The 21,914-nt window shown below is 68.9% G+C and carries 18 protein-coding genes; 8 read left to right on the forward strand and 10 right to left on the reverse strand.

Translation table 11 applies throughout. The features are described 5' to 3' along the window. Positions 1-10: 10 nt before the first annotated feature. Together B0F77_RS10700 and B0F77_RS10705 are read right to left on the reverse strand one after the other, a co-directional pair. The gene (locus tag B0F77_RS10700) at positions 11-1,525 is read right to left on the reverse strand and encodes an MFS transporter (protein ID WP_245847938.1); all 1,515 of its coding nucleotides are present in this window, start codon (positions 1,523-1,525) and stop codon (positions 11-13) included. 4 nt (positions 1,526-1,529) lie between these two features. Further along, on the reverse strand, positions 1,530-2,282 hold the full coding sequence (locus tag B0F77_RS10705; protein WP_086662653.1) for a glutaminyl-peptide cyclotransferase: 753 nt from the start codon (positions 2,280-2,282) through the stop codon (positions 1,530-1,532). A gap of 58 nt (positions 2,283-2,340) precedes the next feature. Here B0F77_RS10705 and B0F77_RS10710 point away from each other — a divergent pair, with 58 nt between their 5' ends. Continuing rightward, a complete protein-coding gene (locus B0F77_RS10710; RefSeq protein WP_245847939.1) occupies positions 2,341-3,078 on the forward strand; it encodes a DUF3027 domain-containing protein in 738 nt (245 codons plus the stop codon). Next, a complete protein-coding gene (locus tag B0F77_RS10715) occupies positions 3,075-5,849 on the forward strand; it encodes a sacsin N-terminal ATP-binding-like domain-containing protein (RefSeq protein WP_086662654.1) in 2,775 nt (924 codons plus the stop codon). Before B0F77_RS10710 ends, B0F77_RS10715 begins: the two co-directional genes overlap by 4 nt. Positions 5,850-5,993: 144 nt before the next feature. Here B0F77_RS10715 and B0F77_RS10720 read toward each other — a convergent pair whose 3' ends face one another. From B0F77_RS10720 to B0F77_RS10730, 3 genes are read right to left on the reverse strand one after another with little or no spacing between them, the layout of a single operon-like run. Beyond that, complete coding sequence (locus B0F77_RS10720; protein ID WP_086662655.1) at positions 5,994-7,259, reverse strand: MFS transporter; 1,266 nt, start codon at positions 7,257-7,259, stop codon at positions 5,994-5,996. 58 nt (positions 7,260-7,317) lie between these two features. Continuing rightward, positions 7,318-7,743 carry a MarR family winged helix-turn-helix transcriptional regulator gene (locus B0F77_RS10725; protein ID WP_086662656.1) on the reverse strand — a complete coding sequence of 142 codons (426 nt, stop codon included), beginning with the start codon at positions 7,741-7,743 and terminating at the stop codon, positions 7,318-7,320. A gap of 40 nt (positions 7,744-7,783) precedes the next feature. Then, positions 7,784-9,217, reverse strand: coding sequence for an NCS2 family permease (locus tag B0F77_RS10730; RefSeq protein ID WP_086662657.1), 1,434 nt, complete (start codon positions 9,215-9,217; stop codon positions 7,784-7,786). 16 nt (positions 9,218-9,233) lie between these two features. On the opposite strand from B0F77_RS10730, the gene B0F77_RS10735 reads away from it, so the two are divergent. After that, positions 9,234-9,497 (forward strand): DUF2530 domain-containing protein, encoded by a 264-nt coding sequence (locus B0F77_RS10735; protein ID WP_245847940.1) that lies wholly within the window; start codon positions 9,234-9,236, stop codon positions 9,495-9,497. A gap of 365 nt (positions 9,498-9,862) precedes the next feature. Here the strand turns inward: B0F77_RS10735 and B0F77_RS10740 are convergent, their stop codons facing one another. Then, complete coding sequence (locus B0F77_RS10740; protein WP_086662659.1) at positions 9,863-10,483, reverse strand: superoxide dismutase; 621 nt, start codon at positions 10,481-10,483, stop codon at positions 9,863-9,865. Positions 10,484-10,574: 91 nt separating this feature from the next. On the opposite strand from B0F77_RS10740, the gene B0F77_RS10745 reads away from it, so the two are divergent. The 4 genes from B0F77_RS10745 to B0F77_RS10760 are packed head-to-tail and all read left to right on the forward strand — an operon-like array spanning position 10,575 to position 14,842. Continuing rightward, positions 10,575-12,227 carry an ABC-F family ATP-binding cassette domain-containing protein gene (locus B0F77_RS10745; RefSeq protein WP_086662660.1) on the forward strand — a complete coding sequence of 551 codons (1,653 nt, stop codon included), beginning with the start codon at positions 10,575-10,577 and terminating at the stop codon, positions 12,225-12,227. Further along, positions 12,224-12,634 (forward strand): hypothetical protein, encoded by a 411-nt coding sequence (locus B0F77_RS10750; protein WP_030467775.1) that lies wholly within the window; start codon positions 12,224-12,226, stop codon positions 12,632-12,634. The genes B0F77_RS10745 and B0F77_RS10750 overlap by 4 nt, the downstream gene beginning before the upstream one ends. Positions 12,635-12,669: 35 nt before the next feature. After that, the gene (locus B0F77_RS10755; RefSeq protein WP_158102662.1) at positions 12,670-13,839 is read left to right on the forward strand and encodes a penicillin-binding transpeptidase domain-containing protein; all 1,170 of its coding nucleotides are present in this window, start codon (positions 12,670-12,672) and stop codon (positions 13,837-13,839) included. Between the two features lie 16 nt (positions 13,840-13,855). Next, a complete protein-coding gene (locus B0F77_RS10760; protein WP_143466666.1) occupies positions 13,856-14,842 on the forward strand; it encodes a hypothetical protein in 987 nt (328 codons plus the stop codon). Here the strand turns inward: B0F77_RS10760 and B0F77_RS10765 are convergent. Continuing rightward, positions 14,839-16,335 (reverse strand): glutamate-cysteine ligase family protein, encoded by a 1,497-nt coding sequence (locus B0F77_RS10765; protein WP_086662663.1) that lies wholly within the window; start codon positions 16,333-16,335, stop codon positions 14,839-14,841. The two genes, B0F77_RS10760 and B0F77_RS10765, sit on opposite strands and share 4 nt — an antisense overlap. 209 nt (positions 16,336-16,544) lie before the next feature. Here B0F77_RS10765 and B0F77_RS10770 point away from each other — a divergent pair, with 209 nt between their 5' ends. Beyond that, positions 16,545-17,336: a TrmH family RNA methyltransferase gene (locus tag B0F77_RS10770; RefSeq protein ID WP_086662664.1), complete on the forward strand. Its 792-nt coding sequence runs from the start codon at positions 16,545-16,547 to the stop codon at positions 17,334-17,336. A gap of 132 nt (positions 17,337-17,468) precedes the next feature. Here the strand turns inward: B0F77_RS10770 and B0F77_RS10775 are convergent, their stop codons facing one another. From B0F77_RS10775 to B0F77_RS10785, 3 genes are all read right to left on the reverse strand, one after another. Then, positions 17,469-18,065: a DUF2537 domain-containing protein gene (locus B0F77_RS10775; RefSeq protein ID WP_086662665.1), complete on the reverse strand. Its 597-nt coding sequence runs from the start codon at positions 18,063-18,065 to the stop codon at positions 17,469-17,471. A 139-nt stretch (positions 18,066-18,204) separates the two neighbouring features. Continuing rightward, positions 18,205-20,022, reverse strand: coding sequence for an ABC transporter ATP-binding protein (locus tag B0F77_RS10780; RefSeq protein WP_086662666.1), 1,818 nt, complete (start codon positions 20,020-20,022; stop codon positions 18,205-18,207). Then, complete coding sequence (locus B0F77_RS10785; RefSeq protein ID WP_245847941.1) at positions 20,019-21,719, reverse strand: ABC transporter ATP-binding protein; 1,701 nt, start codon at positions 21,717-21,719, stop codon at positions 20,019-20,021. The genes B0F77_RS10780 and B0F77_RS10785 overlap by 4 nt, the downstream gene beginning before the upstream one ends. Positions 21,720-21,914: the final 195 nt, after the last annotated feature.

Genomic DNA, 21,914 nt, shown 5'->3' on the forward strand with positions numbered 1-21,914 from the left:
GTCAGGCAGCCTACGGGGTGGCTGCGGCCGGCCTGCGGACGAGCCTGTGCAACACCGTGTGCAGCGAGGTGCCGTTGCGGTACATCCACGTCTGCGTGAGGCCCAGCGCGAGCAGGACCGAGAGCACCAGGAAGCCGACCCAGAACGTCGCCGGCAGCAGCACGCCCAGCGCGCCGCCGAACACCCACGCGAGTTGCAGGATCGTCTCCGAGCGGCCGAACGCGGACGCGCGCGACTCCTCCGGCAGGTCGTCCTGGATCACCGCGTCCAGGCTGATCTTGGCCAGCGACGACGCCGTGGCGCCCAGCAGGCCGACGATCGCCGCGGTCGTCAGGCCCGGCAGCGCGGCGGCCACCACGGTCGCGGCGAGGGCCGTGCCCACGCAGGCGATGACCACCTCGTCCGGCTTGCCGAAGTGCTGGCGTGCGCCGATGGCGTTGCCGAGGAAGCTGCCCGCACCCGCGGCGCCGGCGATCACACCGAGCAGCAGGAGTTGCCGGACGGCGTCGCCCTCCGTCTGCGCACGGACCACGAAAGCCGCGAACAGCGTGAGGAAGCCGGTCAGCATGCGGATGGAACCGTTGGCCCACAACGCGACCACGACATGCCGCGACACGGGTTGTTTGGCGGGCTTGGCCGTCAGCGTCGCGGGGACCTCGCCCTCGGTCACCTCGACCCACGCCGGGATCTTCATGCACAGCCACGCGTTCACCAGGCACAGCGCCGCAGTGAACCACAGCGCGCCCGGTGAGCCGAAGAGGTTCGCGAAGCCCGCCGCGATCGCACCGAACACCGCGCCCGCCGCGAGCCCGAAGATCGTCATGCGGGCGTTGGTCTTGGACAGCGTGATCTCCGGCGGCAGCACGCGCGGCGTGATCGCGGACTTGAGCACCGTGAACGACTTGCTGAGCACCATGCTGCCGAGCGCCGCCGGGTACAGCAGCCAGTTGTCGAAGTTGAGCGCCATCACGACGGACAGCACGATCCGCAGCACGCAGGAGGCCGCCAGTGCGAGCCGCCGGCCGCGCTGGATCTTGTCCAGCAACGGCCCGATCACCGGCGCGATCAACGCGAACGGCGCGACGGTGATCAACAGGTACAGCGCGACCTTGGTCTTGGACTCGGCACTCGCGGCGCTGAAGAAGAGCGTGTTCGCCAGCGCCACGGCCATCGCCGCGTCGGCGGCGTAGTTCATCATCACCGCGTAGGTGACCGAGGACATGCCGGACTTCTTGGCACCGTCCGCGTGGGCCGCGCGCCGGAACGCCGCGACCGCCTGCTGCGAGAGCTGCTTGCCGCGGAACCAGGCGACGCGCGTGACCGTGAGCTTCCTCGGCGGCTTGGGCGTCGGGGTGGTCTGCTGGTCCTGGTTCGGCAGCGGACGCGTGTTCTGCGGACGGCGGGGTGGGGGCTGGAAACCGTGCTCGGCCGCAGCCTCGCGACGCTGCCGCGGCTGGTATTCGTCGTCCTGCCACGGGTAGCGCTTCGGAGTCGGTTCGTCACTCCACCCGCGGTCGCCGGTCACACCGTCAATCCTGCCCCATCCCGTTGAACCTCACCCGGAAGATGGTGGGCCAGTTCTTGCCTGTGACCAGGAACTCGTTGGTCCCGGGGATGTGCGCGATGCCGTTGAGGACGTCGACCTGACCCGAAGGCTTGAGCGCCGACAGGTCGTAGGTGCTGATCACCTGGCCGTTGGCGGGGTCGATGCGGACGATCTCGTCGGTCTTCCACACGTTCGCCCAGACCTTGCCGCCGACGCACTCCAGTTCGTTGAGCTGCTCCAGCGCCTTGCCGTCGCGGGTGACCTGCACGTTCCCGGTCTCCGTGAACGACTTCGGGTCGCGGAAGGTCAACTTCGCGCTGCCGTCGCTCATCACCAGGCGCCGGCCGTCGTCGCAGATGCCCCAGCCCTCGCCCTGGTACTCGACCCGGCGGAGCTCGTTCAGCGTCTTGCGGTCGCGTTCGATGGCCACGCCGTTGCGCCAGGTGATCTGCCAGATGGTGTCGCCGACGACCGTGATGCCCTCGCCGAAGAAGTCCTGCGGGAGGTCGACCTTCTTCTGGACGTTCCCGCTCGACGGATCGAGCGCCCGCATCGTCGACTGGCCCTCCAGGCCGGTGCCCTCGTAGAGGACGCCGTCGACCAGTTCCAACCCCTGGGTGAACGCCGACGTGTCGTGCGGGATCTTTTGCAGGACTTCTACCTGCGGTTTTGTTTCCGGCGGCGACGAGCAGGCAGCCAGGACCGCGACGAGGACCAGCCAGACGGGTGAGCGCACCCCACGGAGGGTGGCACGAGTTTTCGTCCCGGCGAAGACCTGCGGCACAATTCACCACGTGACCGCGACTGAGATGCTCCTCGACGCCATTGATCTCGCCCGCGCCGCCGCTGAAGAAGAGGCAGGTGTGGAACGCGTCGGCGCTCACGTCGGGGTGCACGGCGAGGACGAATACTCCGTCACGCACCTGTTCGAGGCCGAGCACGCGGGCTACCGCGGCTGGAACTGGGCCGTGACCGTCGCCTTCGCGGGCGAGGGCTCCCCGGTGTCGGTCAGCGAGGTCGTGCTGCTGCCGGGTCAGGACGCCCTGGTCGCCCCCGAGTGGGTGCCGTGGAGCGAACGGGTCCGTGCCGGCGACCTCGGTGTGGGCGACCTGATGCCGCCCCGCGAGGACGACCCGCGCCTGGTCGAGGCCTACGTGCAGTCCGACGACCCCGCGGTCGAGGAGGTCGCGCTGGAGATCGGCCTCGGCCGCACGCGCGTCCTGTCCCGCGAGGGCCGCCTCGACGCCGCCGACCGCTGGGTGAGCTCCGACTTCGGCCCCAAGTCCGACATGGCCCGCAGCGCCCCCGCGCACTGCGGCACGTGCGGCTTCTACACCCGTGTCGCCGGCGCGTTCGGTGCGGCGTTCGGCGTGTGCGCGAACGAGATCGCGCCCGCGGACGGCCACGTCGTGCACGTCGAGTACGGCTGCGGCGCCCACTCGCAGGCCGAGGTCGACATCAGCCCGATGGTGCCGGTCGCCGACCTGGTCTACGACGACGCGCAGCTGGACGTTCTGGACGTCTCGGAGTGACCGACCCGTTCGGCACCGAGGCCCTGCGCACCTCGGTCCTCGCCGCCTGGCGTGGGTCGCCCACCCGCTTCCGCGAAGACGCGAACGCCGAGGAAGACCTCCGTCTCGGCGGCTACCGGGACCGCCTGCTCGTCGAGCTCGCCCAGAACGCCGCCGACGCGGCCGGTGCCGAGCCGGGTGTGTTGCGGATCACTCTGGTCGACGGCGAGCTCAGGGCCGCCAACACCGGTGCTCCGCTGACGTCCGCCGGCGTGGCCGCCCTGGCGTCGCTGCGGGCGTCGGCGAAGGAGTCCGGTGTGGGGCAGTTCGGTGTCGGGTTCGCGGCCGTCCTGGCCGTGTCGGACGCGCCGCGCGTGGTCTCCGTTTCGGGTGGCGTGGAGTTCTCCGCCGCCCGGACTCGCGCCGAGGTGCCGGAGCTGGCGTCGGAGCGCGGTGGCGACGTGCCGGTGCTGCGTCTGGTGTGGCCGTGCGACGAGACGGTCCCCGAGGGCTTCACGACCGAGGTCCGGCTGCCGCTGAAGGTCTCGCTGTCGCTGGACGATCTGGCCGCCGAAGTGCCGGACCTGCTGCTGGCGTTGCCCGGCCTGCGTCGCGTCGAGGTCGGCTCGCAGTCGTGGGAACGCTTCGTCACCGCGGACGGCGTCGTCACCGTCGGGTCGTCGCGCTGGCTGGTCGAGCGCGCTGTCGGCGAACTGCCGGCCGAACTGGTGCAGGGCGTCGAACACCGTCCTCAGTGGACGGTCGCGTGGGCGTACCCGCTGGACGCTCCGCTGGGCGAGGACGTGCTGCACGCGCCCACGCCGACCGACGAGCGCCTGTCGTTGCCGGCCCGCCTGATCGCGACCTTGCCGGTCGAGCCGTCGCGCCGCCGGATCCTGCCCGGCGCGGCCGCGTGGTCGGTGCTGGACGCCGCGGCTTCGCTGTACCCGGCGTTGATCGCGCGGGTTCCTGCTGTCGAGCGGACCGCTCTGGTGCCGCTGCCGGGGTTCCCGATGTCCGAAGTGGACGATCGACTCCGGTCCGCGGTGCTGCGCTCGCTGCGCGCCGCCGCCTGGCTGCCGCTGGCGTCGGGGGAGTGGATCGCGCCGGCTCGGGCGCGCGTGCTGGACGTCGGCTCCGAGGAGCTCGTCGAACTGGTCGAGGACGCACTGCCCGGACTGCTGGACGCGGAGCTGTCCGCGCCGGTGCACGCCAAGGCGTTGGCCGCTCTGGAGGTTCCGCGCGTGTCGACGGCCGAGGTCGTCGCGGCGCTGGCCGGCGTCTCCGGTGATCCGGGCTGGTGGCGTGATGTGTACGCCGCTTTCGAGCCGTTGGCCGAGGTCGACCCGGACGTGCGCGAGGCCCTGCAGTCGTTGCCGGTGCCGCTGGCTGACGGCCGGACGGTCACCGGACCGCGCACGACCTTGATCGCTGACGAGCCGCTGCCCGGCCTGCGCGTCGTGCACCCGGACGCCGTGCATCCGTTGCTGGTGCGGCTCGGCGCGGTCGAGGCGGGTGCCACGGAGCTGCTGGCGGATCCGTCGTTGCGCGAGAACGTGGCGCGGTCGCTGGAGGATGCCGAGGCAGGACTCGACGGTTTCGATCTGGCTGAGACCGTGCTGCGGCTGGTGGATCGCGCGGCGGTGCGGGCCGGCGAGGAACCGTGGCTGGGCGCGCTGGCGCTGCCGGACGGTTCCGGCGAGTGGCACCGCGCGGACGAGCTGCTGCTGCCAGACTCGCCGCTGGTCGGCGTGGTCGAGGCGGACGCGTTCCCGTTGCTGTCCAAGGAGATCGCCGAGTCCTACCCGCGCGCCGCGCTGGTCGCGGTCGGGGTGGTCGACGGGTTCTCGCTGATCGTCGACGACGAGCCTGCTGGTCCGGATCACGATCTGCCGGACGAGTCCGCGTGGTGGTCGTCGGTGCCGGACGAGCCCGCTCGGGTGGTCGCGGTCCGGGACCTGGATCTGGTGGCCGACTGGCCTGCCGCGTTGCGGTTGCTGGCGTCTGATCCGGTTACGTGGCGGGCTGTTGCCGAGCCTGACGGGTACACGGGGTGGTGGATCGCCCGGCATGCTCTGCTGGCGGGGAAGGCGCCGCGCGAGTATCGGCTGGCTGAGGCAACGCTACTGGACGGGCTGTTCGACGCTGTGCCGGACCTTGGGGTGCCGGAGCACGTGTTGCGGGCTGTCGGCGTTCGGTCGCGGTTGGAGATCCTGGACGACGACGATGCCGAGCTCGTCCTGGAGCGGCTCGGGGATCCGGATCGGGTCGTTGCGGACGCTGTGGTGTTGCGGGCGCATGCGGCTCTGCCGGAAGGGGATTTCGCTCCGCCTGAGCGGGTTCGGGTGTTGTCCGGTGAGGTTGTTCTCGCGGATGACGTAGTTGTGCTGGATCACCCCTGGTTGCTCGGGGTGGTGCCGCCTTCTCGGGTGTTGCTCGCGGACGGGTCCGAGGAGCTGGCGGATCTGCTGGATCTGGCGCTGGCTTCTGAGGAGTTCGACGGGTCTCCCGATCACGTTGGCGAGGTTGTGCGGTGGGAGGACCTCGGGGCGGTTCGGATGGCTTGTGAGCTGCTCGAGGTTGCTTTGCCTGATGGGGTCGTCGTGGTGCACGACTCGTTGTTCGTTGATGGGCAGCGGGTTGAGTGGTGGATGGTGGAGGGGGTGCCGCATGCTGCGGATACCCCTGAGGGGTTGGCTCGGGCTTTGGCTTGGGTGGCTGGGCGGTGGGCGGATCGGCACACGTTTGTTGCGTTGATCGGGGATCCGACTGCGGCCACGTTGTTGGGCTGAGTTGGGCTGATCTCTGGCGCGACTTTGCGGGTGGTCGCCTTGCGTCCGGCTGGTCCTGTTGCGTTGGTGGTCCGGACCGGGACCTTCGTTTCAAGCTCAGGACGCCTCGGCTTCGCCTTTGGGGCGGCTCGGCATTGCGTTGAACTAGCGGTCTGCTGAGTGCAGTTCTGCTGAGTTGGTCTTGTTGGATTGCTGCTTTTGTTTGCGCAGGCTTGGTTTTGCTATGTCGCCGCGCCTCACCAGGATGATCCAGGCGGTGATCGTCACGATCATGGAGACGGCACCGCCGATGATGATCGGCGCGCGGCCGTTGATCTCGCCCAGCCAGCCCATCAGCGGGCCGCCCACCGGGTTGCCGCCCAGGAAGACCAGCATGTAGATGCCCATCACGCGGCCGCGCATCTCTGGTTCCACGGCCAGTTGGATGGTGGCGTTCGCGGTGGTGTTGAAGGTCATCATCGCTATGCCTACGGGGATCATCATCAGGCCCGTGAGGATCATCGTTGGCATCAGGCCGGAGACGATTTCCAGTGCGCCGAAGACCACGCCCGCGCCGATGAAGACGGTCAGCTTTGGGGTTTTGCGTCTGGCGGCCCAGGTCGCGCCTGCCAGGGTGCCCACTGCGATCAGGGTGGAGAGCAGGCCGTAGGCGTCGGCGTCGCCGCCGAAGACGTTGCGGGCCATGATTGCCAGGGTCATGTAGAAGTTCATGCCGAAGGTGGCGATGAAGAAGACCAGCAGCATCACGGTCAGCAGGTCTGGGCGGTGTTTGACGTAGCGGAGGCCCGAGAGGAGTTGGCCTTTTTCGCGCGGTACCGGGTCTGAGCGCTGTAGTTGGGAGGTGCGCATCAGCCAGACGCCGCCTACTACGCCTATGAAGCTGATGGCGTTGGCTATGAAGACCCAGCCGGTGCCGATGGCCACGATCGTCACGCCGGCGATGGCCGGGCCGATGATGCGGGCCAGGTTGAACATCATCGAGTTGATCGCCACGGCGTTGGTCAGCTGGTCGCGGCCGACCATTTCGACGACGAACGATTGGCGTACCGGGGTTTCCACGGCGGAGAAGCAGCCGAGCAGGAAGCAGAGCACGTAGACGTGCCAGAGTTCGACCACGCCGGTCACGTCCAGCAGGCCCAGGGCCAGTGCGCAGATGCCCAGGGCGGATTCCAGCCACAGCAACAGCTTGCGCTTGTCCATGCGGTCGGCGAGGACGCCGCCCCACATGGAGAGGATCAGGACCGGGAGGAACTGGAGGGAGGCGGCGAAGCCCAGGGCTACCGGGGAGCCGTTGGTGAGTTCCAGGACCAGCCAGTCCTGGGCCACGCGCTGCATCCAGACGCCGACCAGCGAGATGATCTGGCCGGAGGCGTAGAGGCGATAGTTGTATATGCCTAACGATCTGAACATTCCGGTACGACGAGGTGGCGAACTGTCTGCTCCACCACCCGCGTAACCCGACACGTCCTTACTGCCCCGCCATCCTGTCGATGATCTCGGCGGCGCGCGAGAGCAGTTCCCGTTCGTCGGGTTCCAGTTCCGCGAGCCTCTTGTCCAGCCACGCTTCGCGGGCCGTGATCTCGTCTTCGAGGTACGACAAGCCTTCGCCGGTCAGCTCGACGATGGCTTGACGGCCGTCGGTGGGGTGCGGGCTGCGCGTGGCGAAGCCGAACTCCTCCAGGGCGGCGATCACGCGCGTCATCGACGGCGGCTGCACGCCTTCCTTGGCCGCGAGTTCGCCTGGCGTCAGCGGTCCGCACTTGTGCAGCGTGGACAGCGCGGACACCTGCGTCAGCGACACCGACGAGTTGGTGCGCTGCGCTCGCAGGCGGCGGTTGAGGCGCACGACGGCAAGCCTCAACCTGCTCGCCAGTCCGTGCTGATCGGTCGCCACGTAGTTAGCATACCTCACGAAATAGTTTCCTGCCGAAAGATCAGTTGAGCAGGGCCTGGATCGGGCCCAGTGCGAAGTAGACGATGAACGCGGCCGCCACGATCCACATCAACGGGTGGATGCCGCGGGCCCGTCCGGTCAGCGCCCTGAGTAGCACGTAGCTCACGAAGCCCGCGCCGATGCCGTTCGCGATCGAGTAGGTGAACGGCATGACCACGATCGTCAGGAACGCGGGCAGGGCGATGGTGAAGTCGCTGAAGTCGATCTCGCGAACCTGCATCATCATCAGCGCGCCGACGATCACCAGTGCGGGCGCGGCCGCTTCGATCGGCACGACCTCGTAGAGCGGCGTGAAGAACATCGCGAGCAGGAAGAGCACGCCGGTCACGACGTTCGCGAGGCCCGTGCGCGCGCCCTCCGCGATGCCGGACGCCGATTCGATGTAGACGGTGTTCGACGAGCTGGACGCGGCACCGCCGGCCACCGCGCCGAGGCCGTCGACGAACAGCGCCTTGCCGACGTTCGGCAGCTGGCCGTCCTTGTCGATGAGGTCCGCTTCCTTGCCCAGGCCGGTCATCGTGCCGACCGTGTCGAAGAAGTCGGTGAGCACCAGCGTGAAGACGATGAGGGCCGCGGCCAGCGCCGGGAGTCGCGTCCAGGCGCCGAACGACACGTCGCCGAGCAGGCTGAGGTCCGGCACGCCGAAGACGTGGTCGGGCAGTGCGGGGTAGCCGAGGTTCCAGCCCTTGGCGTTCGTGCCGGCGGACGGACCGGCCTTGACGAGTGCTTCGAGGATGATCGCGAAGATCGCCGTGCTCACGATGCCGATGAGGATCGCGCCCTTGATCCTGCGCGCGAACAGCACACCGGTGACCACCAACCCGACCACGAACACCAGCGTCGGCCAGCTCGCGATCGATCCGTTGATGCCCAGCCCGACCGGCACGGTGGTGTTGGCGGCGTCCGGGAGCCTGCGCACGAACCCGGCGTCGACGAGGCCGATGAACGTGATGAACAGGCCGATGCCGACCGCGATGGCGGCCTTGAGCTCGTTCGGCACGGCGTTGAACACCGCGGTCCGCACACCCGTGACCACCAGCAGGAGCACGACGAGGCCGTTGACCAGGATGAGGCCCATCGCCTCCGGCCAGCTGACCTTCGCGGCCACGCTGACCGCCACGAACGAGTTGATGCCGAGCCCGGTGGCCAGCGCGAACGGGTAGTTCGCGATCAGTCCGAAGAGGATGGTCATGACCCCGGCGACCAGCGCCGTCACCGCCGCGACCTGACCGACGGGCAGGATGTTTCCGAGCACGTCCGGGTGCGCCCCCGGCCCCGTCGGCGCGAAGCTGCCGATGATCAGCGGGTTCAGCACGACGATGTACGCCATCGTGAAGAACGTCACGACACCGCCGCGCACTTCACGCGCCACGGTCGACCCGCGCTCCGAAATCTTGAAGAACCCGTCCAGCATCTGCTCTCCTTACGATGTGTCCGAACGCGACTCCGCCCCACACCCACCGCCGCTGCCGCATCGGCTGGCCGATCCCGTGCCGGTGGTGCTGGGGGGAACCGCGCTGTGGTTCGTCGGATTTCTGGTCGTTTTTGTCGTCGACCGCTCGAACAGCACCCTGCTCTGGACGACCTTGTCCGGCGGTCTGCTCGGGATCATCGGCTACGGAGTGTTCTACTGGCAACGCCGGGCCGCGAGGCGAGGGTCACGTGGGGCTCAGCGGGGCCTTGACGACGCCTAGTCCGTCGCGGCGGAAGGCAGCTCACGACATGCCGCACGCCCGGCACCGCTAAAACGGTGCCGGGCGCGGATCAGAACGGCATTCACACCTCGACGAGGTCCCACCACTGCTGCGGCTTGAAGTTCTTCCGCCACAACTGCACCTTGGCGCCGTCGTTCGGACCGTTGCCGTGTGGGTCGACAACGGCGTTCAGGTTGTTGCAGGGGGCTTCCCACCGAAGCGAAGTTAGGCTAACCTAAGTCTCGTCGCTTCGTGGTGGGAGCGGCAGTCAGTTCGGGAACGGACGAGGCCCCCGCTCTGGGCAGAGCGGGGGCCTCGTCGTATTCAGCGGGCGGGCAGCTTTGTCGGAGCAGCCACCGCCGAAGTCAGAGCCGCAGGCCGTTCTGGCCGGCGCGCGCGGCCTCGAAGCGGGCCGACACGTCCTCCCAGTTGACGACGTTCCACAGTGCCGAGATGTAGTCGGCCTTCAGGTTGCGGTACTGCAGGTAGTACGCGTGCTCCCAGATGTCGAACGCGAGCAGCGGCGTGGTCGCGATCGACAGGTTGGAGTGGTGGTCCTTGAGCTGCAACGTGACCAGCTTCTGGCCGATCGGCTCCCACGCGAGGATGCCCCAGCCGGAACCCTGGATCGAGGACGCGGCCGCGTTGAGCTGACCGCGGAACTTGTCGAACGAGCCGAAGTGCTCGTCGATCGCCGCGGCGAGCTCGCCGACCGGCTTGTCGCCGCCGTTGGGCGAGAGGTTCTTCCACCACACCTGATGCAGCGCGTGGCCGGCCAGGTGGAACGCCAGCGTGGTCTCCAGGCCGACGATGGAGCCGAAGGACTCCTTGTCGCGGGCTTCCTCGATCTGCTCGAGCGTGTCGTTCGCGCCCTTCACGTAGGCGGCGTGGTGCTTGCCGTGGTGCAGCTCGTTGATCTCGCCGATGATCGCCGGCTCGAGGTCGCCGTAGTCGTAGTCGAGATCCGGCAGCACGTACTGGGCCATGACATCTCCCCAATTGCAATCGCTTGGTACTTGCAACTTACTAGCAACAAGGACGAGTTAACCAGTTGCGGAGGCACGTACCGTCGGAAGCGTGTCCGTGCTGACAGCCAGGAACCTTTCGCTGTCGTTCGGTCCGAGGACCGTGATCTCGGAGGTTGATTTCGATGTTTCGCCTGGTGACCGCGTCGGTCTGATCGCGCCCAACGGTGTCGGCAAGTCGACATTGCTCCGCTTGCTGTCCGGCGAGCTGCGCCCGGAGACCGGATCTGTCTCAAGCACCGGAACCGTCGCGCACCTGACGCAGGAGACCCTCCACGTTGCTGGAGAGTCCCTGCGCGACCACCTCGCCCGCCGCACCGGCGTCGCCGAGGCGGAAGCGTGGCTGCAACGTGCGGCCGAAGCGCTCGGCGAGGGTGGTGGCGACGACTACCCGGACGCGCTCGACCACTGGACCGCGATCGGTGCCGGTGACTTCGGCGAACGTGCGGACGCGGTCTGCGAACGCCTCGGCCTCAAGGCGGATCTGCTCGACGGCCGTGCGCCGGACGAGCTGTCCGGCGGGCAGCAGGCGCGGCTCCGGCTCGCGGCGGTGTTGCTGACGCGCGCGGACGTGCTGTTGCTCGACGAGCCGACGAACGACCTCGACGCCATCGGGCTCGATCTGCTGGAGTCCCACGTCAGCGGGTATCCGGGCGCGATCGTGCTGGTGAGCCACGACCGGGAGTTCCTGGCGCGCACCACGACCGCGATCGCCGAGCTCGACGAGTTCTCGCACCGGCTCACCGTGTTCGGTGGCGGCTGGGACGCCTACGTCGAGGAGAAGGCGAACGCCGGGCGGCGGGCCCAGGAGGAGTACGAGGCCTACGCGGGCAAGCGCGATTCGTTGGTGCAGCGCAGCCGGCAGGTCAAGGAGTGGTCGCGAAAGGGCGTGCGCCGGGCGACGAGTGCCAAGGCGCGCAACGACGAGCCGGACAAGAACGTCCGCGCGGGCCACAAGCGGGGAGCGGAGAACCTGACCGCGAAAGCGTCCGTTGTGGACCGTCAGCTGGACCGGCTGGAGGAGGTCGAGGAACCGCGCGAGGCGTGGGAACTGCGGCTCACCCTGCCGTCGGCCGGGCGCGGCAGCTCGGTGGCGTTCACGTTGCGCCACGCCGTGGTCAGTCGCGGGGAGGTGACGCTCGGGCCGATCGACCTCACGATCGGCGCGGGCGAGCGGTGGCGGATCACCGGACCGAACGGCTCCGGCAAGTCGACGTTGCTCGGCGCGCTGCTCGGCCGGATCCCACTGGTCTCCGGCGACCGCTCGATCGGGCCGGGGGTGGTGGTCGGCGAGGTCGATCAACTCCGCGCCGAGTTCGCTTCCGACGCATCGGCGTTGCGGATCGTGGCCGGCGCGACGGGGCTGCCGGACGTCGAGGTGCGCACGTTGCTCGCGAAGTTCCGGCTCGGCGCGGACACCGTGCTGCGGCCGGCGCGCGAACTCTCGCCGGGCGAACGAACCCGTGCCGGTCTGGCCCTGTTGCAAGCTCGTGGCACCACTTGTTTGGTCCTGGACGAACCCACGAACCATTTGGATTTGCCGGCGATCGAACAGCTGGAACAAGCGCTCGAAAGTTACGAGGGCACGTTGTTGCTGGTCACGCACGATCGGCGGCTGGCTTCGGCCGTGCGGGTGGATCACGAGATCAACGTTCGCGACCTCCTCACGTTTCCTCGTGTTAAGGGTGGAAGATATGAGTCATGACCACCGAGGAGGATTGGCCGGTCGAGCAGACCTGGTCAATGCGCAACACCCACTGGCACGCCTATGTGGAGCACACGTCCCTCGACCACGCGTCTCCTCGGCAGGTCCGGCTCGAACGCACGCCTGAGGAAGTGCTCACGTCGCCGGCCGAGGTCGCGGCGTGGCTGGAGGTCAACCTCCGCAGCGCGACGCGGCCGGAGGAGACCGGGAAGAAGCGGGTGAAGGACGAACGCGACTTCACCGACTCGAACCGCGTGCACGCCTCGCTGGCGTCCCGCGGCGAGTCGATCTACACCGGGGTGAAGGGCGAGCTGACGCTGGCGGTCGAGGCCGTGACGCCGGACGAATGCCGGATCTCCCACGACGGTGCGGACGTTGCGCCGTTGAAGGCAGGCCGTCGCCGCTAGATTGACCCCAGGGAATGAACTCTGGGGGGAGTGTCGTGAAGCGTTTGTTGCCTGTGCTGGGCGCGTTGGTGCTGGTCGGTGCCGTTGTCGCGGTGGTGGTGTGGCAACGGTCGGACGCCGCGCCGCCGGCTTCGGTGCCACTGAAGGACTTCGTCGTGCAGTACGCGGACGGCTCGACGATGTGGAACAGCAAGGACGGCGACCCGAAGTCGCCGCTCGTGCAGCAGGTCCTGGCGGACGTGCGCCAGCAGGCGTCCATCCTGCCCGACCAGTTGCGGCAGGTCGGCGGGGTCGTGGTGACGACGATCGACCCGAAGGCGCAGGCGGCCGGAGTCGCCGCGATCGCGCAGGGCCAGTCGGCGACGCCGCGCTCGCTGACCGCCGTCGATCCGGCCACGGGCGGCGTGGTGGCCTATGTGCCCGGCGCGGATCCCGCTGTCGACTTCGCGGGCGGAGTGCTCAAGGAGCCCGGAACGGCGTTCCTCCCGATCGACGTGGTCGCGGCGTTGCAGAACGGCAAGACGCTGGACTCGACGTTCGACGGCTCTTCGCCGCGCAAGGTGGCCGGAGTCCTGGTGCGGAACAAGGGCAACGTGCAGCTCGGCAAGCAGACCACCCTGCGGGAAGCGTTCGCCAAGTCCAGTGAGGTCGTCATGTACGACCTGATCTCCAACCAGGTCAGCATCAGGCCGGCCGTGACCGCCGCCCGGCAGGCGGGTGTGCCGGAGACCGTTGTCGTTGCCGGCCAAGAGAAGAAGCTGCTCGTCGGCGAGGGCGGCGGCCTGCCGAACGCGGGCATCGCGGTCGGCGGGGACCAGGCGGCGATGCGCCCGCTGGACCTGACGACGGTGTACGCGACTTTCGCCGCGGGAGGCGTGCACCACAAAACGCATTTCGTCACCAAGATCACCGCAGAGAGCGGCGACCTGCTGTACAAGGCCGTCGAGAGCACCTCGTCCGCGTTCGACCCGGATGGCGCGCGGAGCAAGGCGATCGCGGAGCAGGTCACGACCGTGCTGAAGGACAACACCCTCTGTCCTGGCGCTGTGTGCAGGACTGCCACGTACGAGCCCGCGCCGGACAAGCCGAGCAGCCACGTCTGGACCGTCGGGTACACCGGTCGGATGGCGATCACGGTGCTGGCCGGCGGTCCGGACGCGGAGCTGCCCAGGAACATCTGGCAGAAGTTCGTGGAGCAGACCTGACCGCTTGGGGGAGCTGATGAGGCGATTCCTGCCTGTGCTGGGTGTGCTGGTGCTCGTCGGCGCCGTTGCCGCGGCGGTGTGGCAACGGTTTGAGGAGCCGTCGGAGCGTTATGTGGTGCTGCAGTACGCGGACGCCTCGGAGCTGTGGCGGTCGGGCGAACCGGAGACGCCGCTGGTCCGGCAGATCGTCCGCGAGCTCGGCACGCGGGCGTCGCTGTCGCTGGACCAGCTGCGCAACACCGGTGCCGTCGTGGTGACGACGATCGACGCGAGGGCGCAGTCCGCTGGGGCGTCGGCGATTCGCGAGAAGTCGGCCGCGCGAACCTCGGTGACCGCCGTCGACCCGGCCAGCGGTGCGGTGCGGGCCTACGCGCCGGGCAACGATCCCGCGGTGGACTTCGCCGGTGGTGTGGCGAAGGAGCCCGGTTCGGCGTTCTTCCCGTTCACCGCCGCAGCGGCGGTGCAGGAGGGAAAGCCGTTCGGCGAGGGTGATGCGCAGCGGGCGATCAACGTCGCGCATCGGGCCGGAGTGCCGGAGTTCGCGGACGTCGAGGGCAGCCGGACGAAGCTGCTCGACGGACCCGGAGGTGTGCTGCGGCCGCTCGACCTGGCGTCGGGCTATGCGACGTTCGCCGCGGAGGGTGTGCACCGGGACGCTCACTTCGTCACGCACGTCACCGATGTGCACGGGGCGACGCTCTACCAGGCGTTGGACACGCCGCAGCCGGCGTTCGACCGGGATCCGTTGCGCAGCAAGGAGATCGCTCAGCAGGTCACCAAGGTTCTGCGGGACGACCCGGTGTGTGGCGACACCAACCCGTACCTGGCGTGCCGGCCCGGCGTGTGGCCGGTGGACGGACCGGTTCGGCACGCGTGGATGCTCGGGTACACCCCGGAGCTGTCGGTGTCGGTGTTCGTCGGCGGGGACGAGGCCGGCGGCGCCGTTGACGCCGGCCTGCCCAAGGCCGTCTGGGGAACGTTCCTGGAGAAGCTGAAGCCCTAGCCCACGTGCCAGGTGTGCACGGGTTCGCCCGCGTGCATCAGCTCCATGTACCGCTTGAGCATGCCGCTCAGGGCCGCTTCCCTCGACAGTCCGCGTTCCTCAAGCAGCGCAACGGTTTCCCGCTGCCACGACGATCCCGTGCGCCGCGCGAGGCAGCGCTGTTCGATCACGCCGAGGTAGCGTTCGCGGGCCTCGTCGGAGACGCCGCAGTCGCGCAGGCCCTCGTGCGCCATCGGCAGGAGCCGGCGCAGCACCAGTTCGTCCGGCGGGATCCAGCCGATGCCCGGCCAGTACAGCTGGGCGTGCATGCCGTGCCGGGCGCCGGTGTAGAGGTTCTCCTCGGCCGCCTGGAACGACATCTGCGTCCACAGTGGACGTTCCTGGCCGGTGAGGGCGCGCTGGGTGCCGTAGAAGAAGGCGGCGTTGGCCATGGTGTCGAGCACCGTGGGCCCCGCGGGCAGGACGCGGTTCTCGACGCGCAGGTGCGGCACGCCGTCGACGACGTCGTAGACCGGGCGGTTCCAGCGCCAGATCGTGCCGTTGTGCAGGCGCAGCTCGGAAAGACGAGGCGCGCCACCGGCTTCGAGGGTCTCGATCGGGTCCTCGTCGTCGGTTTCGGGCAGCAGACTGGGGAAGTAGCGCACGTTCTCCTCGAACAGGTCGAAGATCGACGTGATCCACCGTTCACCGAACCACACCCGCGGCCGGACGCCCTGGTTCTTCAGCTCGTCCGGACGGGTGTCGGTGGCCTGCTGGAACAACGGGATGCGGGTCTCGTGCCAGAGCGCTCTGCCCAGCAGGAAAGCCGAGTTCGCGGCGATGGCGACCTGCACTCCGGCCAGGCACTGCGCGGCGTTCCAGTGCGCGGCGAAGTGCGTCGGCTCGACCTGCAGGTGCAGCTGCACCGACGTGCACGCGGCTTCCGGCAGGATCGACTCGGCGTAGGTGTGCAGCTTCTCCGGGCCTTTGCCCGGCATCGCCGGACCCTCCATGTGCAGCACCATCTCCTCGCCGCGGGCTTTGAAGATGGTGTCGTTGAGAAGCGCGTATCTCGGTGCCTCGGAGAGCCACTTGCGGTCGAAGTGCCTCTCCCGCAACGTGGGCAGCAAGCCGATCATCGCGAGGTTGGCGCCGACGTCGTGGGCCTTGGCGTCGGCGTTGTCGAGCGACGTGCGCAGTTCCTCTTCCAGGCCAAGCATCTCACCCCCCGCGAGCTCGCGCGGCGGGACGTTGATCTCCAGGTTCTGCTGTCCCAGTTCGAGCGTGTAGGAGGGATCGTCGATCTTCTCGAGCACCTCCGAGTTCGCCATCGCCGGCCGCATGGCGTCGTCGACGAGGTTCAACTCGATCTCGAGCCCCATCTGCCGACGCGGAAAGGAAAACGTGTCTTCGGCCAGCATGGTGGCCAGTGCGTCGAGACTTCGCTGCATCTTCTCCCGATAACGCAGGCGATCGTCTCTGGTGAACGTGCGGCTGGACACTTCGCTTCCCATGCCGCTACCCCTTCGCTCGGCGCCGGTGGGCGCGGGCCAGGCGGAACGCCAAACGTGACACAGCGGAAACCTCCTATACATCGCCCAAAACGGTGCTCTCTGTCACGTCGAGGTAACAACCAGCGATCATGCGCTGGTCGGGCGTGTTCGGTTCCACCCTCCGGACTACCTCGCCTGTTCCACATCGGGCAGGATGCGAAACTTCCGGCGTGGCGAAGGTGATCGAGATCAACGACCCGGCCGACCCGCGGCTGGACGACTTCCGCGACCTGTCGACGGCCGATCGCAGGCCCGACCGGCCAGGAGGACGGGGCCTCGTCATCGCCGAGGGCGTCGTCGTGGTGGAACGCCTGCTGGCCTCGCCGTACCCGGTGCGCGGCCTGCTCGGCGTGCGCCGGCGGATCGAGGCATTGGACCTCGCTGACCTGGACGTTCCCGCCTACGTGACGTCAGCGGAGGTCATGGCTTCCGTCGTCGGCTTCCACCTGAACCGCGGCGTGCTCGCGGCGGCCGATCGTGCCCCCGCGGTGTCGTTGGACGAGCTGGTCTCCGGAGCTCAGCGCCTGGCCGTGCTGGAGGGCGTGGGCGACCACGAGAACCTGGGCTCGATCTTCCGCAACGCCGCCGCGCTGGGCGTCGACGGCGTCGTGCTGGGCCCCGGCTGCAGCGATCCGCTGTATCGACGCAGTGTGCGGGTGTCGATGGGCCACGTGCTGCGCGTGCCGTTCGCTACCACGGATGAGTGGCCCGCGGCGCTGAACATGTTGCGGCACAAGGGGTTCACAGTTGCCGCTCTGACGCCCCGGCCGTCCGCGCTGCATCTTGCAGATGCCAATTTGCGAGGCCGTCGCGTGGCGGTGTTGTTGGGCTCCGAAGGCCCCGGCCTGACCGACGAGGCGATCGAGGCGGCGGACGTGGCGGTGCGGATCCCGATGTCGTCCGGCGTGGATTCCCTGAACGTGGCGACGGCGGGCGCGGTGGCGTTCTACGCGTTGCTCTGAGGGGTTGCTAGTAGGTTGTCGCGGCTTAGTTGTGCTCCCGGTTGTGGATGAAGGGACCCTTCACCCACCTCAGGTCGATGAAGGGTCCCTTCATCCACGGGGCAAGCGCCAGAACTAAGCCGCGACGCGGCACTAGAGCAGGGTGAGGATCAGCGCGAACCAGGCGACGAGCACCCCGGTGACCACGCCGTACGCGACCCAGCGCCACACCGGCACCCTGCGTCCCAGCCAGACGCTCGGCGCGAGTCCACCGACGACCAGCACGTTGGCGACGAGCGCGAGCCACCTGCTGGTCTCGCCCAGACCCAGCGACAGCGACACGACGGTCACCGTCACGATCGCCGCGGTGATGGCGCTGACCGTGAGCCCGGTGCCCCACGGCGTGGGCTCCGGCTCGACGGCCGGCGCCGGCGGTTCGGCCTTCGCGGGAGCTTCGGGCGCCTCGACGCTCACCAGTTCCCCGCTGACCGGGTCGGTGTAGCTGACCGGCGAGTTCATGACGGCCGCGATCCGCCCCGCGAGCTGCTTGCCCCGGCGCGTGACCAACGCACTGGCGACACCATCGGCCGGCGTTTCGGTGCGCACGACCGCGTCCGCGACCTTGGCCCACTCGTGCAGGGCTTCGGCGAGGTCGGCGCCGAGGGGCAGGCTGTGCGGGTCGACCTCGCGCTCACCGGACTCGTCCTCCCCGGCGAGCACGGCGCGGCCGTCCCGGACTCGCAACTCCACGAAATTTCTCCTCGGGTCTTCCGGAGCCTCGGCGCAGAACCTATCGGACGACGTGGTGTTGAGGGTGGTCGCGTTCCGGGCGGACGGACGCGGGTCGCGTTCGCGCCAGATCCCCATTGGCGCGAACGCGACCTCAGGCCTAGGCGAGCGAGTCGCGCCAGGCCGTGTGCAGGGCCGCGAAACGGCCCCGCTCACCGATCAGCTCCTCCGGGGAGCCGTCTTCCACCACAATGCCACCATCCAGGACCAGTACGCGGTCCGCGATCAGGACTGTGGACAGGCGGTGGGCGATGATGAACGCCGTCCGGTCGGCGAGCACTGTCTCCAGGGCGGCCTGCACGGCGCGTTCGGTGGGTACGTCCAGTGATGATGTTGCCTCATCCAGGACCAGTACCGCTGGGTCGGCCAGGAAGGCGCGCGCGAAGGCGACCATCTGGCGTTGGCCCGCGGAGAGGCGGCCGCCTCGTTTGCGGACGTCCGTGTCGTAGCCGTCGGGGAGGGCGGCGATGAACTCGTGCGCGCCCAGTTCGGCGGCTGCCGCCTCGATTTCGGACCTCGAGGCGGACGGACGGCCCAGGGCGATGTTGTCCGCCACCGAGCCGGAGAACAGGAAGTTCTCCTGGGTCACCATCGTCACGGCCCGGCGCAGGTCCGTGTCCGCCACGGACCGCAGGTCCAGGCCGTCCAGCAGCACGGAGCCGGCGGACGGGTCGTAGAACCGGCCGACGAGCTTGGCCACGGTGGTCTTGCCGGCGCCGGTTGCGCCCACGAGCGCCACGGTCTGGCCCGCGGGTACGTCCAGCGAGAAGCGCGGAAGCACCTGCCGGGACGTGCCGGGGTAGCTGAACTCGACGTCGGCGAACCTGATGGCGCCGCGGGCGTGCGGCAGGGCCACCGGCGCGACGGGCTCCGGCACGGACGGCTCCTCCTCCAGGATGCCGGAGATCTTCTCCAGCGCGGCCGTGGCCGAGGAGTAGGAGTTCGCGAACATCGCCAGCTCGTCGAACGGGTCGTAGAAGCGGCGCAGGTACAGCATGAACGCCGCCAGTACGCCCAGTTCCAGGGCGCCGCCCACCACTCGGTAGGCGCCCCAGGCGAGGACGATGGCCAGCGACACGTTGCCGATCGTGCGGATCGAGGCGACGAACGTGGCCATCACGCCCAGGGCGTCGGTGTTCGCGTCGCGGAACTGGCCGTTGAAGCCCTTCATGATCTGCTCGTTGCGGGGCTGGCGCCGGAACGCCTGCACCGCGCGGATGCCGTTCATGGACTCGACGAACTGGATGATGATCTTCGCGATGGCGCCGCGCGTGCCTCGGTAGGCCTCCATCGAGCGGCGGCGGAACCAGCGCCAGATGAAGTACAACGGCAGGAAGCCCGCCACCACGACGGACGCCAGCGGCGCGTCGAGGTAGATCAGGATGATCGCGATGCCCGCCACCGACAGCGCGGCGTTGAACAGGCTGTCCAGGCCCTCTTCCAGCAGGTCCTGCAACGCGTCCACGTCGCTGGTCAGCCGCGAGATGACCTTGCCGGACGTGTAGGACTCGTGGAACCCGACCGACAGGCGCTGCGAGTGCCGGAAGATCCGCCCGCGCAGGTCCAGGACCAGGTCCTGGCCCACGCGGCCGGAGATCCGCAGGAACGCCCAGCGCAGGAACGTCGTCAGCACCGCGCAGATCGCGTAGCCGGCCACGCACCAGACCAGGATCCACGCGCCGCCGCTCATCGCCGCCGGGATGCCCTTGTCGATCGCGGCGGCGATCAGCAGCGGGCCCGCGAGGTTCGCGAGGTTGCCACCGACCACCGCGGCGACCGCCAGCGACGCCCGGCCGATGTGCGGGCGCAGCAACGAGCCCAGCAGCTTGCGGGACCGGGCCTGCAGGCGCAGGCCCGTCGAGTGCGAGATCTCCTCGATGTCCTCCGCGGCGACGCCGCGCCACTCCTCTTCACTCACGACGCCACCTCCTCTTCCACGATCTCCTCACTGTCCATGTTGGACAGCAGGCGCCGGTATTCCTCGTTCGTCTCCAACAACTTCCGGTGCGAGCCGATCGCGGCGATCTTGCCGTCGGCCAGCATCGCGACGCGGTCGGCGAGCTGCACCGTCGACGACCGGTGTGCCACGACCAACGCCGTGACGTCGTGCAGCACCCGGCGCAGCGCCCCTTCCACCTCGGCCTCGGTGTGGACGTCCAGCGCGGACAGCGGGTCGTCCAGCACCAGCACCGACGGCCTGCCGACGACCGCGCGGGCGAGCGCCAGCCGTTGCCGCTGACCACCGGACAGCGACAGGCCCTGCTCGCCGATGCGGGTCGCGAGCCCCCACGGCAGGGCGTCCACGAACTCCTCGGCCTTGGCCACCCGCAACGCCTCGCGGACCGCGGCCTCGGAGACGTCCGGCACGCCCAGCCCGACGTTCTCGGTGACCGACGCGGAGAACAGCACCGGTTCCTCGAACGCCGTGCCGACCACCCGCCGCAGGTCCTCGAGCGACAGGTCCCGGACGTCGGTGCCGTCGATCGTGATCCGGCCACCGGTGACGTCCGCCAGTCGCGGCACGAGCGCGGTCAGCGTCGTCTTGCCGGAGCCGGTCGCGCCGACCAGCGCCACCGTCTCGCCGGGACGCAGGTCGAGGTCCACACCCGACAGCACCTCGTTGCCGTCCTCGAACGCGAACCGCACGTCCTCGAACCGGACGTGCCCGCGCAGCGGCGTGGGCAGCGGCGCGGGCGAGGCGGGGCTGGTGATCGTCACGGGGGAGTCGATGACCTCCCAGTAGCGTTCCAGCGCCGACGCGGCCTGGTTCGTCTCCGCCAGCAACCAGCCGATGGAGTCGATCGGCCAGCGCAGGTACGCGCTCACCGCGACGGCCGCGACCAGCGTGCCGACCGTCATCCAGCCGTTCACGATGCCGAAGGCGCCGACGCCGAGCATGCCCGCGATCGACAGCTCGGGCAGCACGATCAGCACCGACCACAGCGCGGCCAGGATCGAGACCTTGCGCAGTTCGGTCGCCCGCAGCTCCCGAGCCTGCGCCAGGAACCGCTTCGACAGCTCCGGCCCGCGCCCGAACGCCTTGAGCACCCGGATGCCGAGCACCGACTCCTCGACCGTCGTGGTCAGGTCGCCCGCCTGGTCCTGGGCCCGGCGCGCGACGACCTTGAACTTGGCCTCGAAGAAGTACGAGATCACCATCAACGGCAGCGCGCCGCACAGCGACACGATCACCAGCCACGGTGAGAGCGCTGCGATGATGCCCAGGCCGATCAGCACGACCACGGTGTTCACGATCAGGAAGATGACCGCGAACGCGACGAACCGCCGCACGGTCGTGAGGTCGTTCGTCGCGCGGGACAGCAGCTGGCCGGACTGCCACTTGTCGTGGAACGCCACGGGCAACCGCTGAAGGCGCTGGTACAGGTCGAGCCGCATGCGCGCCTCGACCTCGGCGGCGGGCCGAGCGACGATCTTGCGCCGGATGTAGAACAGGGCGGCTTCGGCGAGCCCGAGCGCCAGCACGCCCAGGATCAGCCACGGCAACAGCTCGGTCTGCTTGTTCTGGATCGGACCGTCGACGATGCGCTGAGTGAGCAGCGGGATGCCGAGACCGCACAGCATCGCGAGCATCGTCGCCGACAGCACGACAGCCATCCGTGCGCGGTGTGGCCGCACGTACGGCCACAACCTCCGCAAGGTCCGGATTGTCGAGTTACGTTGATCGCTCACGTGGTGAGCCCCCTCCAGGTCGTCTCCAAAGTACGAAGTACGACCGACAGTCAGCATCCGGTTTTTCTCCCCACCGGAGCCTGCTGTCTCGACTTAGGTCGAGGTCAAGGGCACGATGAC

Source organism: Lentzea kentuckyensis (assembly GCF_002150765.1).
Lineage (GTDB): Bacteria > Actinomycetota > Actinomycetes > Mycobacteriales > Pseudonocardiaceae > Lentzea > Lentzea kentuckyensis.